General features: G+C 71.5%; 10 protein-coding genes. 2 read left to right on the top strand and 8 right to left on the bottom strand.

Features of this window, described 5'->3' with window-relative positions:
• Positions 1 to 5 precede the first annotated feature (5 nt).
• The 4 genes from WMF20_RS47955 to WMF20_RS47940 form a co-directional block, all read right to left on the bottom strand.
• Entirely contained in the window at positions 6 to 2,267 is a 2,262-nt protein-coding gene (locus WMF20_RS47955; RefSeq protein ID WP_437608541.1) for a S46 family peptidase, read from the bottom strand.
• 273 nt (positions 2,268 to 2,540) lie between these two features.
• Positions 2,541 to 4,076 (bottom strand): Eco57I restriction-modification methylase domain-containing protein, encoded by a 1,536-nt coding sequence (locus WMF20_RS47950; RefSeq protein WP_437608539.1) that lies wholly within the window; start codon positions 4,074 to 4,076, stop codon positions 2,541 to 2,543.
• Between the two features lie 53 nt (positions 4,077 to 4,129).
• Entirely contained in the window at positions 4,130 to 4,390 is a 261-nt protein-coding gene (locus WMF20_RS47945; RefSeq protein WP_437608537.1) for a hypothetical protein, read from the bottom strand.
• 112 nt (positions 4,391 to 4,502) lie between these two features.
• A complete protein-coding gene (locus WMF20_RS47940) occupies positions 4,503 to 6,494 on the bottom strand; it encodes an ABC-F family ATP-binding cassette domain-containing protein (RefSeq protein ID WP_437608535.1) in 1,992 nt (663 codons plus the stop codon).
• Positions 6,495 to 7,018: 524 nt separating this feature from the next.
• Between WMF20_RS47940 and WMF20_RS47935 the strand changes: the two genes are divergently transcribed.
• Together WMF20_RS47935 and WMF20_RS47930 are read left to right on the top strand one after the other, a co-directional pair.
• Complete coding sequence (locus tag WMF20_RS47935) at positions 7,019 to 8,152, top strand: substrate-binding domain-containing protein (protein WP_437608533.1); 1,134 nt, start codon at positions 7,019 to 7,021, stop codon at positions 8,150 to 8,152.
• A 308-nt stretch (positions 8,153 to 8,460) separates the two neighbouring features.
• Positions 8,461 to 9,384 carry a BON domain-containing protein gene (locus WMF20_RS47930; protein WP_437608531.1) on the top strand — a complete coding sequence of 308 codons (924 nt, stop codon included), beginning with the start codon at positions 8,461 to 8,463 and terminating at the stop codon, positions 9,382 to 9,384.
• A 16-nt stretch (positions 9,385 to 9,400) separates the two neighbouring features.
• Here WMF20_RS47930 and WMF20_RS47925 read toward each other — a convergent pair whose 3' ends face one another.
• From WMF20_RS47925 to ffh, 4 genes are all read right to left on the bottom strand, one after another.
• The gene (locus WMF20_RS47925; protein WP_437608529.1) at positions 9,401 to 9,976 is read right to left on the bottom strand and encodes a hypothetical protein; all 576 of its coding nucleotides are present in this window, start codon (positions 9,974 to 9,976) and stop codon (positions 9,401 to 9,403) included.
• The gene (locus WMF20_RS47920) at positions 9,969 to 11,285 is read right to left on the bottom strand and encodes a DUF3696 domain-containing protein (RefSeq protein ID WP_437608527.1); all 1,317 of its coding nucleotides are present in this window, start codon (positions 11,283 to 11,285) and stop codon (positions 9,969 to 9,971) included. Before WMF20_RS47920 ends, WMF20_RS47925 begins: the two co-directional genes overlap by 8 nt.
• A 79-nt stretch (positions 11,286 to 11,364) precedes the next feature.
• Positions 11,365 to 12,435, bottom strand: coding sequence for a carbohydrate-binding family 9-like protein (locus WMF20_RS47915; protein ID WP_437608525.1), 1,071 nt, complete (start codon positions 12,433 to 12,435; stop codon positions 11,365 to 11,367).
• Between the two features lie 11 nt (positions 12,436 to 12,446).
• On the bottom strand, positions 12,447 to 14,090 hold the full coding sequence (ffh, locus tag WMF20_RS47910) for a signal recognition particle protein (RefSeq protein ID WP_437608523.1): 1,644 nt from the start codon (positions 14,088 to 14,090) through the stop codon (positions 12,447 to 12,449).
• Positions 14,091 to 14,117 lie beyond the last annotated feature (27 nt).

Below are 14,117 nucleotides of genomic sequence, written 5' to 3'. Positions count from 1 at the left end.
CCGAGTTACGGGATGACGGGCGCGCCGCCCATCTCCTTGAGCACGGCGTCCGCGCCGGACACCGCGTCCATCACCCACTGCATGTAGCGGTGATCGACGTGGATGGTGCGGGTGATCGACGGCATGAAGAGCCAGTCGGAGGCCATCGCCTCGTAGTTGCCGTCGAACGCGAGGCCGACGAGCTCGCCGCGCGCGTTCAGCGTGGCGGAGCCGGAGTTGCCGTTCGTGATGTCGAGATCGCTGAGGAAGCAGACCGGGATCTCGCCGAGATCGTCGTCCACGTACGGGCCGAAGCGCCGCTCGCGGGCGGCCTCGAGCAGCGCCTCCGGGGTGTCGAACGGCGGCTTGCCGGTGGTCTTCTTCACGACCTCGCTGAGGACGGTGAACGGGCGATACACCGGCTTGTCGAGCTCCGGGCGGTAGCCCCGCACCGTGCCGTAGGTGACGCGGAGGGTGCCGTTCGCGTCGGGCGCGAGCATGCCGCCCCGGTACGCGCGGAGCGCCTCGACGAAGCGCGGCTTCACGAGGGCCATCGCGCCGGCGTAGGCCTTGTCGCGGGCCTCGATGGCCTTGTCGATGGGCGCGAGCGCGAGGGCCAGGCGGATCATCGGATCCCCGCTCGCTTTGAGCGCCTCGGTCGTCGCCGTCTTGAGCAGCTTGACCCGGGTCGCCGCGTCCTCGAGCGCCGTCTTCTCATAGAGGGCGTCGACGGCCGCGCCGAGGGCGGCCTCGGTCGGCGGCACCCCGCCCGCGAGGCTCCCGACGAGCGCCGGCCTGTCCTTCGGATCGAGCCGCAGCGCGCGCTTCAGGGCCAGCTTGAAGGTGCTCCGATCGATCCCGCGGTCGTAGGACTTCTGCAGCGACACCTGCGCCTGCTCGAGCCGCTCCCAGTTGCGCTGCTGGTACTCGGCCTCGCGCTCGGCGTCCGGCTTGGACCGCTCCTCCGCCATGCGCACGAGGGTCACGGCGGCGTCGAGGAGCCGCGCGGACGAGAGGATCTCCCCCACGGCCGCGTCGTGGTCGCGCGTCTTCCGCTGCTCGGCGTGGAGCGCGGCGATCTCCTCGATCGCGCCGCCGTAGGCCGCCTTGCGCTCCGGGTCGGCGTCGATCCAGGCCTTGAGCTCGCCCTCCAGCTTGGCCTTCTCCTTGGCCAGGCCGCCCTGGACCAGCCCCTCGAGGAGGCCGCGCGTCTTGAGCAGGTAGTTGCTGTAGCCCTGGATGGTGGAGTGCGCCTTGATGCGCACCGCCGGGTCGTTCTTGCCGAGATCCTCGAGGAGGGCGATCGACTCCTCGTAGAACGACACCCGCTTCGGGTACTGCCATGACACGGCGGACTCCACCTCCGCCGCGGTCCGGAGCCGGTTCGTCGTGCCGGGATAGCCGGCGACCATCACCAGGTCGCCCTGGTGGAGCGGCGCGGAGGCGAGCTTCAGGTGGTGCGCCGGGCGGTAAGGGACGTTGTCGTCCGCGTGGCTCGCCGGGCGGTTGTCCTTGCCGACATAGGCCCTGAAGAAGGAGAAATCTCCGGTGTGGCGCGGCCAGCGCCAGTTGTCGATATCGCCGCCGAAGTTGCCGATGGCCTCGTGCGGGGCGTAGACGAGGCGGACGTCCTTGATCTCCAGCTGCTCGATCAAGGAGACCTGGCCGCCGCCGAAGTACTCGGCGATGGAGCAGCGGAGCTCCGGGCGCCCCTCCTCGCACGCGGCCACGAGCCGCTTCTTGCGCCGCTCGATCTCCTCATAGCGCTCGAGATCGTCCGGGATCGCCTCGAGGCCGCGCCGCACCTCGCCGGTGACGTCGCGGAAGGCGCGGGTCACGAAGACGCGCGCGGTGGGGCCGGCCCACCGCTCCTCGGCGCGGGTCCTCGCGAGGTAGCCGTTCGTCAGGAGATCCTGATCCGGGGTGGAGTTGTACTGGAGCGCCCGCGTGGCGCAGTGATGGTTCGTCGCGATGAGCCCGTCGGGCGAGACGAACGACGCCGAGCAGCCGCCGAGGCTCACCACCGCGCCGAGCGGGGACGACGTGGGATCGGCGAGCGACGCCGGATCGATCTCGAGCCCGAGCGCCTCGAGCTGATCCTTGTGCTGCGCCATCTGCTCGGGCATCCACATCCCGCCGGGGTTCTCGAACGGCGTCCCCTGGCCGGGCCCCGAGGCCGGCGGCTTCGTATCGCCCGCTTGCGGCCGCTCCGAGCCGCAGCCCGGCGCGAGCGCGGAGAGGGCGAAGAGCGCGAGGAGCGCGTGACCACGCAGAGAGGAATGAAACATGCGGTGTTGTTACCATCGCCGGTGGATAAAGCAACCAGACCGCATCTTTCGCACAGCGCGAGATGCGGTGAAGCGAGCCACGCGCGCGCATGAGACTCGCCATTTTCCTCGGAGAGAGCATTCCCCTCGTGGCGATGGACACCGGCTCTCGTCGATGTCCCCGAAGGCGAGGTTCGCCGGCTTCGGCGCGCCCGCCGAAACGCCATGTTCTCTGCGTCCGGCGCCGGACTGGCAATCACGGCATGCCGGCGGGTCGCCCCCGGGGAGGGCGCCTCACGGGCCCGCGCCGAGCGCCTCCTCGACGGCGCGATCGATCTCGCGCTGGCCGAGGGCGCGGTCGCCGGCGCGGGCGCCGAGCCGCTCGATCGTCTCCAGCGCGGGATACGTGAGCCGCCGGAGGTCGGCGGCGTTGACCTGCGTGTGGCCGCTCCACTGCCGGAAATACGCGTCCACGAGCGTGGAGCTCAGGAACGCGCGCAGGCCGCGGGCGAGGAGCGGCGGCAGCCCGGCGCCGCCCCGGTGATAGACGTTGAGGTGGTTCTCGAAGCCCACGCGCGCGCAGGGCACCACCTCCGGATCGAACACGGCCGCCGTGATGCGCCGGCGCTCCTCCTTCGAGGAGCAGCGCTTGACCACGACATAGGTCCCGCTCGGCATCCAGAGGTGGGCTGTCGCGGCGCAGTCGACCAGGGCATTCGGCTTCTTGCCGGGCCTCGGCCAGCGGACCACGCCGGCGTCGAGGTGCGCGGGGTAGATGAGCGGCGCGGCGTCCGCCGCGGGGTCCGGGCGGAGGAACGCCCGAGCGCGGAAGTCCACGACCTTGCCCGTGGAGATCGAGAGGCCGAGATCGGCGAGGCGCGCGGGCAGCCGCGCGAACGCGTCCGCCACGTCCTTCCCGGCCTGATCCGGGACGACGTGGATGAAGCGCTCCGGGTCGCCCGGCCGCACCACCTCGGCGAGGGGGACCTCCCGCGCCGCGATCGGCCCGTCGTCCGGGCCGTTGCTCGACGAGACGAGCACGGCGCCCGGCGGCGCGCCCTTCACGCCGCAGACGACGACGTTCTCCTGCAGGATGTCGTCCTCCGCGAACGCCGCCGTCCGCGACTCGAAGACGTGCACCCGGCGGAGCGACATCTCGCGCAGGAACAGCTCGCGGAAGGCGCGAAAATAAGGGCCGTTGCAGAAGCTCCTCGGCGTGATGGCGACGAGCTCGCCGCCGGGCTCGAGGACGCGCACCGCGAGCGCCAGGAACGCAGCGTAGAGGTTGCTCGCCTCGATCCCGGCGCGGCGCAGCGCGCGCCGGGCCGCCGAGCCGGCGCCGAGCTTCTTGTAGGGCGGATTGAGGATCGCGTGGGTGAAGCGCGCGCGCGGCCCGGGCAGGGAGAGCTCCTCGACGGCCGCGGCGATGAAGTCGGCGCGGATGGCGCGCCCGTGGAACGCGATGCCCGCCGCGCGGCAGGCGTCGCGGCACGCGCGCATGGCTTGGGAAAGATGCTTTACCAGCGCGGGATCGAGCTCGTAGCCGACGGCGACGATGTCCGTCGGCGGGTCGGGCCGGGAGCACGCCTCGGCGACGAGCGCCGCCGTGAGGGAGCCGACGCCCGCGCCGGCGTCGAGGACGCGGAGGGACCCGCCGAGGCGCTGGAAGAGCGACGCCATGAACGAGGCGAGCCGGGGGGGCGTCAGGAACTGGCCGAGCTCGGATCGCCGGGCGGGGTCGAGGCGCAGGGACGCCTGCGCTCGGAGGCGATCGACCGTCTGGAGCAGGGGCGCCGGCGGCGAGCGCCGGAGCTCTCGGGCTGCGCTCATCGGCTGGCCGCCATGGGTGCCGGGGGGCCCGCGCGGGTCGCGCTGGGGCCGGCTCAGTCGACCTGGTGGGCCCGGAACGAGACGACCGCCCCGCTGGTCTCCAGGCAGCGGTGGATCCAGGCCGCGTCGCGCGCGCGCACGGCGATGAGCCGGAGGTCGCCGGCGCCGTCCAGCGCCTGCAGGCCGTGGAAGCCGACCTGCTCCGCTTCCTGGAGCGTCATGATCTGCGCGCCGGTCTCGCGCAGCACCTCGGCGCTGAGCAGGTTGGCGGTGGCTGTCCCCGGGGCGAGGTACACCTCGAACACGGTCATCATGGGGCCATGGTCGCCGGGCGGCCGAGCGCCGACAAGGGCCGTCGCGCGCGCCGGCGCGGCCGGTCGCCCACGCGCCGGCGCGGCCCGTCGTCCCACGCGCCGGCGCGGCCGGTCACCCCTTGCCGGCGGCCTCGCGCTTCGTCTCGAGCTCCTCCCACCGGCTGACGAGGCGCGCGGCCTCCTGCTTTTCGCGATCGAGCTCGGAGAGCAGCCCCGCGACGTCCGCGCCGCGGCTCGCGTAGAGCGTCGGATCGGCGAGCTTGGCCTCGAGCTCCGCGACCTTCTGCTCGGCCGCGTCGATCCGTCCGACGATGCCCTCGAGCTCGGTCCGCTCGGCGAACGTGAGCTTCGGCTTGTCGCCGGCCCGCGCCGCGGGCTTCGCCGCCGCCTGCGCCGGCCGGGGCTCCGCGGCCTGCGGCTTCGCGGCCCGCGCCGCCGCCTCCGCTTCCGCCTCGGCCGCGGTGTGGGCGCGCTGCTCGCGGTAGGCGTCGTAGTTGCCCGCGTACCGCACCACCCGGCCGCCGCCCTCGAACGCGAGGATCGAGGTCGCCACCCGGTTCAGGAACCAGCGGTCGTGGGTCACGACGAGCGCCGAGCCATCGAGCTCGATGAGCATCTCCTCGAGCGCGGCCAGGGTCATCACGTCGAGGTCGTTCGTGGGCTCGTCGAGGATGATCACGTTGACGCTCTGGGTGAGCATCTTCGCCAGGGCGACCCGCGCCCGCTCGCCGCCGGAGAGCGAGCCCACCGGCTGCCGCGCCTTGTTCGGATCGAAGAGGAACCGCTCCAGGTAGCTGCGCACGTCCATGGATCGGCCGCCGACCTCGACGCGCGTGTGCGAGCCCGCGATGTTCTCGAAGATCGATTTGTCGAGGTCGAGCCCGCTGCGGTGCTGGTCGAAGTAGGCGACGCTCGTGTTCTTTCCGAGCACGACCTCGCCTTCCATGGTGGGCCCGTCCGCGTCGGAGAGCGCCGCGCCGTCGGCTCCGGCCTCGAGCTGGCCGAGGATCGCCCGGAGCATCGTGGTCTTGCCCGTCCCGTTGCGGCCGACGATGCCGACGCGCTCGCCCTTGGTCAGGGAGAAGTCGAGGCCGCGCACGAGCCATTTGCCGTCGACCGCGAGGCCGAGCTTCTTCAGCTCGAGGATGGTCTTGCCGGTGCGCACCGACTCGACCGAGAGCTGCGCGGTGCGCTCGGCCTTCGGCGGCGGGGCGGCCTTGGTCGTCTCGGCGCGCTGGATGCGCGCCTTCTGCTTGCCGGTGCGCGCCTTCGGCTGGCGCCGCAGCCACTCGAGCTCGGTGCGCAGGAAGTTCTGCCGGTTCGACTCGGTGCGGGCCTCGAGCGCGAGCCGCTCGGCCTTCTGCTCGAGGTACTCCTCGTAACCGCCGTCGTAGCTGTAGACCTTGCCCTTGTCGATCTCGAGCGTCCGCTCGACGACCCGGTCGAGCAGGTAGCGATCGTGGGTGATGAGGAGGAGGGCGCCGGGGTGCTCCTCGACGAGGTAGCGCTCGAGCCACTCGACGGTCTCGACGTCGAGGTGGTTGCTGGGCTCGTCGAGCACGGCGAGGGCGGGCCGAGAGACGAGCAGGCGGGCGAGGGCGACGCGCCGGCGGTCGCCGCCGCTGAGCACGCTCATGGGCGCGTCGGGCCGGGTGACGCCGACGTGGCCGATGATGGCGTCGACCCGGTGCATCATGTCCCACCCGCCGAGCCGCTCGACGTCGGCCGCGGCCTCGGCCTGCTCGGCGAGCAGCGCCTCGGCGTCGCCCGCGCCGGCGGCCAGCGCGCGGCTCACCTCGTCGTGGCGGGCCTTGGCGGCGTGCCACGCGGAGAGCCCGGCGAGCACCACGTCGCGCGCGGTGTCCGACGGCTCGAAGACCGGGTCCTGGGAGAGCACGCCGATCTCGGCGCCGCGGCGGCGGGAGATGGTGCCGCCGTCCGGCTGCTCGACGCCCGCGAGGATGCGGGCGAGCGTACTCTTACCGGAGCCGTTCAGTCCGACGAGGCCGACGCGCTCGCCCGTGCGGATGGTGACGGTGACGCCGTCGAGGATGGTCTGCGGGCCGAAGGCTTTGTGGAGATCGTGAGCGGTGAGGACGGGCACAGGGCGCGGAGCTTAGCGCAGCGGCTGCCACATGGGCCCGCTTTGCTGCGAAGGCGCTGTCGACGCGCCTCAACGCGCCTCGACGCCCCGAGCGCGGGCGGCGGCGCGGCACCTCGCCGGCGCGCCGCTGCGCAGGCTGCTCGCCTCGATCGGCCGCGCGCTCGCCGGCTGGAGGCCCGAGGCGCGCGGGTGCCACTCAGCCGCTCATGGCGGCGTCCATGAGCGGCGCCGTGACGCTGGCAGAGGAGCCGCCAACCACGTACAAGTACCGCGATCTCCCAGGATGGATCCTGACCACATGGGTTTCCACAGCAGCTTCGCGTGATCCCCAATCCAGATCTGAAGCTTCTTCCTTGGGCGCCACTTGACAGGCCGCTCATCGCTGTGATGCCGTGTCTCTTAGCTCGTTACAGGTCTGATCTGCGCGCGAGGGCAGCGCGCGCGACCGTATCTGCGCGCGAGGGCAGCGCGCGCGACCGTACGAACCACGTACGAACGAGCGACGACGTATCAGGAGGGGTCTCATGACGATGACTGGGCGAACTTGGGCAGCCGCCGTCGGGCTCGTGCTGACGACGGCGGCATGCGGCGCGAGCGATACGGACGCGGCGTCGGCAGCCGCACCCATCAAGCGAATACCGCTTTCTCCGAACGAGTTCATCCCGGTGGAGATCGAGGCGACGCTCGACGAGCTCGTCGCCGAGATCAACAAGAGCTCGATTCAATCGATGCAGATCGCGGTGTTGCTGAAGTCCCTCCACGACTTCTTTGCGCCGATCGCCACGGGCGCGAACCGAGCCATGGGTGAGCTCGGGGTCTCCGGGAGGGCCACGGGGAACGTGCTCGGGTCCACCGATGCTTCGGCAGATCAAGAGCAATTGACGAAGCTCCAGACGGAGCAGATACGACATGCGTTGGCGGAAGGCGCCGAGGGGATAGCCATCACGCCCTTCGGCGAAGGCAACGCGACCGCGCTCGACGGGGCCATCGCGAAGGGGATCCCCGTGGTGACGCTCGACACGGACCTGGCGAGCTCGAATCGCCCGATCCACGTCGGGATACGCAGCTATTCTGCCGGAGAAGCGGCGGGGGACACCCTGCTCCCGATGCTGCCCGAGGGGCCGGGCACGGTGCTCATCCACGGCTGGGCCGACCCGATCTGGCTCGACGGTGTCCATCGAACCGACGGCGCCCGGGACGTGTTCGAGAAGGCCGGTTACGACGTTCTGGTGCACCAGTCCATCTATGATGACGAAGCCAAGGACGTCGAGGTGATGAGGGGCGAGATCGAGGACGCGGACCCGCCCGTCGTGGGCCTGATCGGGATGTTCAGCGACTCGTATCGATGCGTGCTGGCCGCGGACGCCGCGCGCGCGACGGGCCTCCCCATCGTCACCTTCGACTTCGCGCCTCAGACCGCCGATTACATGCGCCAGGGCCGCATCAGGGCCACACACGTCCAGCGGCAGTACTACGAGGGGTACCTCGGTCCCTACATCGTCTACGGCATCAAGAGCATCGGCCTCGACGCGGTCAAGGAGATCCTCGCGCCTCAGCTCGTCGAAGGCAGCCTGTTCGACCTCGGCGTCGGCGTGGTCCCGTCGGGCAAGGTCGACGCCTACAACGACTTCCTCGGCGAGATCGGCGCAGAGCAGTAGCGATGTCGCCGGTCGAGGAGGACCCCGCGAGGCTAGAGCTCGTGCTCGAGCGCGGAACCCGGGGTCCTGCCGGCGGCGCCGGGGATGTCCATCCCTCAAAGCAGGCTCTTCTGTGCTGATCCGGTGACTCGCCATCTTCGGGATCACCCCGGCACGAGACGAAGGGTTCTCCCCGGTGGCAAGGGGCGACGACGTGGCCCATGTTCGTGATCCACGCTACCTGGGTGGCGAGTTCTGCCGCGCAGCGCTGTCGCGCGTCGGAGACGTGTTTGACGTGCATTGCTCGCGAGGAAGAAAGGAGGCACAGGATGCGAGATCGATTCGACAGGGACACGGACTACGGACGGAATGAGCGCCGTTGGGAGCAGCGCTACGGGGACGACCGGAGCCATATCACCGAGCGCGGCTGGGCTCGCGACGAGCGCCGCAGCGCGGGCCCGATCTACGACCACGGGGCTGCCCTGCACGACCACCGCGATGGGCGTGGTGAGCACGGTCGCACGTACAGGCCCACGACGCAGCGCGACGACATGGGCCGCTCTCTCGATGACGGCCGCTTCGCCGGCGGCGACCGTGGCCGCGGCGACCAGGAGCGCGGCTTTCCCCACGACGATCGCGGCGGCGATTACGTCGGCGGCCGCGATCACAGCCGCGGCCTCGGCGGCAATCCCCTCCCCCCCGTGGGGAGCGCGTACAACTTCAACCTCGGCGGCGCCTATTACCTCGGCATGACCCGCGTCGTGAGCCCGGACTACGGCCCCGATGCGGACTGGCGCGGCGGCCCGTACCGCGGCGAGAGCCACGATCTCCGCGAGTCCGGCCGCTCGGCGCTGGAGGGCGTCGGCCACGCGCTCCACGAGGTCGGAGATCGGGTGCGCAGCGCGTTCGGCCGCGGGCCGAAGGGCTACAAGCGCTCGGACGCGCGCATCCAGGAGGACCTCTGCGAGATGCTCTCGGACCGCGACGACATCGACGTGAGCGACGTCACGGTCCGGGTGGAGAGCAACGAGGTCACGCTCGAGGGCACGGTGCCCGAGCGCTACCACAAGCGCATCATCGAGCACGTCGCCGAGGGCGTGCGGGGCGTCGAGGACGTCCACAACCGGATCCGGGTCCAGCGCGCCATCGAGCCGACGACCCGCTCGACCGCGGGCACGATGGGCGACGCCGCCCTGGCGGGCACGCAGCAGGGCGCTTCTCGCCCGACGGCGAGCCACGCGGCCCGGGTCTGAGCCCGCGGCGCGGCGCTCAGCGCATGGCGCCGTGGTCGGGGGGGCCGGCGCCGTCCTGGTCTCGATCGCCGGCGCCGGGCGGCATCCTCTCGGGGTTCTTGCGCCAGAACTCCCTCTGGCACCACGCCGGGAGGAGCTGCTCCACGATGACCCCTTCTGCCGAGAGCGCCTCTTCGTGCTCGTGCCAGTCGGTGTCGCACGCGTTCACGATGGTGCTCTGACCGCCGTCCGCGCGGTGCGCGAGGTGCGCCGCCACGAGCTTCTTGTCGGAGTTGTCGAAGCGCGCGAGCGCCTCGGGTACGACGGCGTACTCGCCGTCGTACTTCACGGAGACGAACGCCGCCGTCCGGAGCTTCTCCATCGCCACGACGAGGCCGTAGTCCTGGGCGGTCAGCTTCTTCCTGTACTCGCGCAGGATGCCGCGGGCCCTGTCCATGATCAGGCGGCGCGCGCCGTCGGCTCGAAACTCCTTGAGCCACGCGAAGACGACCCTCCGCTCGCTCGTGGGGACGTGCGTGTCCTTGAACGGCGAGGCGGGGTCGGCGGCGCTCGCGACGATGAGCACGTTGGTGTCGACGACGTGATCAGCCACGCTGCTCGTCCTTCTCCATGCGGTCGAGCATCCGCTCCATCTGCCGCTCGACCTCGCCCACCGTGTCGCCGAAGAACTTGTCGGGCCAGTTCGCGACCCGACCGTACTCGTTCACCTCGAGCGGCTCCAGCACCGACTCCCCCTCATTGCATCGCGCGAAGTACATGGCGCACTCGTCCGGCGTGATGCGCTCCTCGGCCATCAGGGTCTGGATCCGCCGGAAGAGGTGCTCCGAGTGCGTCTCCACGAGGAGCTGCACCCTGCGCTCCCGCACGGCCTCGACGAGCAGATCGCCGAGCGCCGATTGCGCCAGCGGGTGCAGGTGGAGCTCGGGCTCCGACATGATCACCGTCGAGCCCTCGGGCGCGAAGTACGCCGCGGTGACCACGGGCAGGACCTGGGAGACCCCGAACCCGACGTCGAGCAGGTTGGTCCGGTGGCCCTGGAAGGTGATCATGACCTGGAAGAACGTCGTCGCCTGGCGCTCGATCTCCATCCTGTCCGCGACCCCGAGCCGCGCGAGCCCCGCGGAGACCTGCTCGACGAGGCGGCCTCGCTCGGACCCGTCGGCGTGGCGGCCGACGAGGCTCGCGATCAGCGCCGGGATCGCGTGCTCGCCGCTCGATCCGAGCTGTCCGATCGAGCGCCCCGTCCAGGCGTAGTGGCGCGTGGGCACGCTCCGGTGGGGCCCGAGGTAGGCGAGCCGCTGGAGCTCCCGCGTCAGCGCGAGCGCGAGATCCTGCGCGTCGGCCCCCGCGGCGCCGAGCGCGGCGACCGCATCGGCCGAGAAGCCGACGGAGCGCTCGGGCTCGTAGGTCCGCCGGGCCCGCCGGTCGTCCGGCAAGGGGCCGCCCGGCGCGGAGAGCGCGTAGGCGCCGTCTCGCTGGCGCGCGACGGCGTAGGCGCCCTCGCCGGTGGTGTACGAGAGCCGCTCCACGTAGGGATTCTCGTCCTCGGCGGCGCCGTACTCCACCTCGTAGTCCACGGCGTCGAGCGCGCGCGGCGCGGCCCCCTTTCCGATGCTCACGGGCCCGAACGTCAGGCGGAAGCCGAGCCCGGCGCGCACATCGCCCCCGGAGACGACGTCGGAGAGCCTGCCGAGGTCCAGCATCTCACCGGGATGTCCACCGAGGTTGAGCGAGAGGAGCCGGTCGGGCGACTCGATGGTTTGCTTCAGGAGCAAGAGCGGCTGAAGCAGGCTCGTCTTGCCGGCGGAGTTGACGCCGAGGACCAGCGTGAGCGGCCTGAGGTCGAACGCATGCGCGCCGCGCCAGGACTTGAAATCCCGGAGTCCGAGCTTCGTGAACATCCTCTGTTTCCCTTTCCACGGAGGGCTCGCGCCGCAACGGGGTTCCCTGTTCTGTCGCTCGAGACGCCGGACGCGCAGCTCAGCGGTCCGGCGGATCGGCCCGGTAGCCCGGCTTCGGACCGGCCGACGCGGAGGGCGCCGCGGCACCTCGCCTTTCGCCCGCGGCGCTCGGCGCGCCGGGCGGCGCCGTCGCGGGCGCCGGGCCCGCGTCGCGCGCGGACGCCCCCGCGCCGCCCGCCTCGCCCCCGGCCCCGACGAACCGCACCCGCCCGAACCGCCGCGCCCGGTGGAAGTTCCCCTCGCCCAGGATCGGCGACCACGCGGCGCCGCCGTTGTTCTGCATGGCGTAGAAGTTCATCCGCCACGCGTCCCCCGGCGACGGCGGCGCCGACCTCGCCTTGGCGAACGCGCTCCACGGGATCTTCGCCTCGACCACGTACCCTCGGTCCTGGTCCGAGTCGTCGTCGATCGTCCCCCTCAGCGCCACCGCGCTCGTCAGCCCAGCGCTCCACTCCTGATGACCGAAAGGCCCGCTCGGGCCGCCCCGCGGAGCGTTGTAGTCGTCGAACTGCGAGTCGAAGACGAGGTTCTGGGGGCTTATCTGGATCTCGTAATAGTCCTTGTTGTCCCCGTCGCCGTCCGGGTCGATCATCACCTCGACCGTGTCCCGCTCCCACAGGTGCGGATCCCGCGCGTCCTGCGGGAATCCTCCGGTGATCGTCGCGTCGCCGACGTCGAAGCCGACGTAGAGGAATCCATCGTCCCAGAGCAGCCGCGCCTCGCCCTGGGTCGGCAGCGACGGATCTTCGCGGCCGGTGCCCACGTTGACGAACGGGCCTGTCCTCGCCGCCGCCTGCCACGCCGGCTCGTCCAGTCGGCCGTCGATGGTGACCGCCGCGCCGGGCGCGAGCTTGCGCACCTCGAGCTCCTTCACGGCCGCAGGCGCCCTCCGCTGGCCCTGGCCGGCGCCCGCGCCGCTGCTCGCCGGCGCCCGGCCCGCGGCCCCGGCGGGCACCGCCTCCTGCTCGCCCCCGCCGCCCCGGGAGCACGAGGCGGCGAGCACCGCCGCCACCAGGCCGAGGGCTCGCCGGCGCGCGCCCGCGCCGTGCGCCTCGCCGACAGCGCGCCGCTGGCTGCAGGGGCGGCGCATCGCGGCCGCCGCTACTTCCGCCCCTTCTTGCGGGCGTCGCGCTCGCGCTTGCGCTGCGCCTTCTTGGCGTTGCGCTCGCTGGCGCTGAGCGTCTTCATCTTCGTCATGGTCGGGCCCCCGGCGCCGGCGCCCGGGAAGCCGCCCATGCCCGGCATCCCCATCCCCGGGAAGCCCATGCCCGGGAAACCCATGCCCGGGAAGCCGCCCATGCCCGGCATCCCCATCCCGGGCATGCCGCCGCCGGCCATCATCTGCTTCTGCATCTCGCGCATGTTCTTGGCCATGGCCATCTGCTTCATGCCCGGGATCTTGCCCATGAGGCCCATGTTCTGGCCGAGGCCGCTCATCATCTGGCGCATGAAGAGGAACTTCTGGACGAGCTCGGTCACGGCCTCGGGCTTCGAGCCCGAGCCCTTGGCGATGCGGTCCACCCGCTTCGGCTCGCGGACGAGCGCGTAGGGGTCGCCCTTCTCGAAGCGCGTCATCGACTGGATGATCGCCTGGATGCGGACGAGCTCCCGGTCGTCCAGGTTGACGTCCTGCGGCAGGCCGCCCGGGAACATGCCGCCGAGGGGCAGCTTGTCGACGAGGTCCTTCAGCGACCCCATCTTCTGGATCATCCGCACCTGGTCGAGGAAGTCGTCGAGCGTGAAGTCGCCCTGGAGCATCCGCGCGGCGTCCTTCTCGGCCTTCTTCTGGTCGACGACCTCCTCGAAGTCCTGCATCAGGCCGACGACGTCGCCCATGCCGAGGACGCGGCTCGCCATGCCGTCCGCGCGGAACGGCTCGAACTTGTCCGGCGTCTCGCCGATGCCGCTGAAGAGGACCGGCGCGCCGGTGACCTCCTTGATGCTGAGCGCCGCGCCGCCGCGGGCGTCGCCGTCGAGCTTCGTCAGGACGACGCCGCTGATCGACAGCCGCTCGTTGAAGCCGCGCGCCGTCTTCACCGCGTCCTGGCCGATCATCGCGTCGACCACGAGGAAGATGTTCTCCGGCGACGTCGCCTCCTTGATCTTGGCGAGCTCCTGCATGAGCGGCTCGTCGATCGCGAGGCGGCCGGCGGTGTCGTAGATGATGACGTCGCGGCCGAGCCGCTTCGCCTCGGCGCGGGCCGCGGCACAGATCGCGACGGGCGACTCGCCGGGGAGGTTGAACACGGGGATCTTGAGCTGCTCGCCGAGCACCTTGAGCTGCTCGACGGCGGCGGGGCGCTGCATGTCGGCGGCGACGAGCAGCGGCTTGCGCCCCGCCTTCTCGAGGTAGCGCGAGAGCTTCGCGCAGCTCGTCGTCTTTCCGGAGCCCTGGAGGCCGACCATCATGATGCCCGTGGGCCCGCCGTCGGCCCAGGCGATCTCGTCGCCCTCGTGGGTCATCATCGCCTCGAGCTCGTCGTGGCAGATCTTGATGAAGTGGTCGCTCGCCGAGACCTGGTGGACCTCGCCGGCGTGCTTCACGCGCGTCTCCAGGGTGCGGCCGACCGCGGCCTGCTTGACCCGGGCGAGGAACGTCTTGACGACCCCGATCTCGACGTCCGCCTCGAGCAGGCTCAGCCTCACCTCGCGGAGCGCGGCGTCGATGTTGCTCTCGGTGAGCTCCGTGAGCCCGGCGAGGCGGTTTCTGGCCTGACGAAAGCCCCGTGTCAGCGTGTCGAACATGGCAGGGCGGTCTTAGCACAGGGGACC

Origin of the sequence: Sorangium sp. So ce834 (assembly GCF_051521425.1) — a bacterium.
Classification (GTDB): Bacteria; Myxococcota_A; Polyangia; order Polyangiales; family Polyangiaceae; genus Sorangium; species Sorangium cellulosum_D.
The sequence above is the reverse complement of the archived record's forward strand: the minus strand, read 5'-3'. Positions and strand labels throughout refer to the sequence as shown.

What these genes read in the sequence shown, in the direction of transcription:
- WMF20_RS47915 (WP_437608525.1), bottom strand. Translation starts at nt 12,435, where the DNA reads ATGCGCCGCCCCTGCAGCCAGCGGCGCGCTGTCGGCGAGGCGCACGGC.
- WMF20_RS47955 (WP_437608541.1), bottom strand. Translation starts at nt 2,267, where the DNA reads ATGTTTCATTCCTCTCTGCGTGGTCACGCGCTCCTCGCGCTCTTCGCC.
- WMF20_RS47920 (WP_437608527.1), bottom strand. Translation starts at nt 11,285, where the DNA reads ATGTTCACGAAGCTCGGACTCCGGGATTTCAAGTCCTGGCGCGGCGCG.
- ffh (WP_437608523.1), bottom strand. Translation starts at nt 14,090, where the DNA reads ATGTTCGACACGCTGACACGGGGCTTTCGTCAGGCCAGAAACCGCCTC.
- WMF20_RS47945 (WP_437608537.1), bottom strand. Translation starts at nt 4,390, where the DNA reads ATGATGACCGTGTTCGAGGTGTACCTCGCCCCGGGGACAGCCACCGCC.
- WMF20_RS47935 (WP_437608533.1), top strand. Translation starts at nt 7,019, where the DNA reads ATGACGATGACTGGGCGAACTTGGGCAGCCGCCGTCGGGCTCGTGCTG.
- WMF20_RS47950 (WP_437608539.1), bottom strand. Translation starts at nt 4,076, where the DNA reads ATGAGCGCAGCCCGAGAGCTCCGGCGCTCGCCGCCGGCGCCCCTGCTC.
- WMF20_RS47930 (WP_437608531.1), top strand. Translation starts at nt 8,461, where the DNA reads ATGCGAGATCGATTCGACAGGGACACGGACTACGGACGGAATGAGCGC.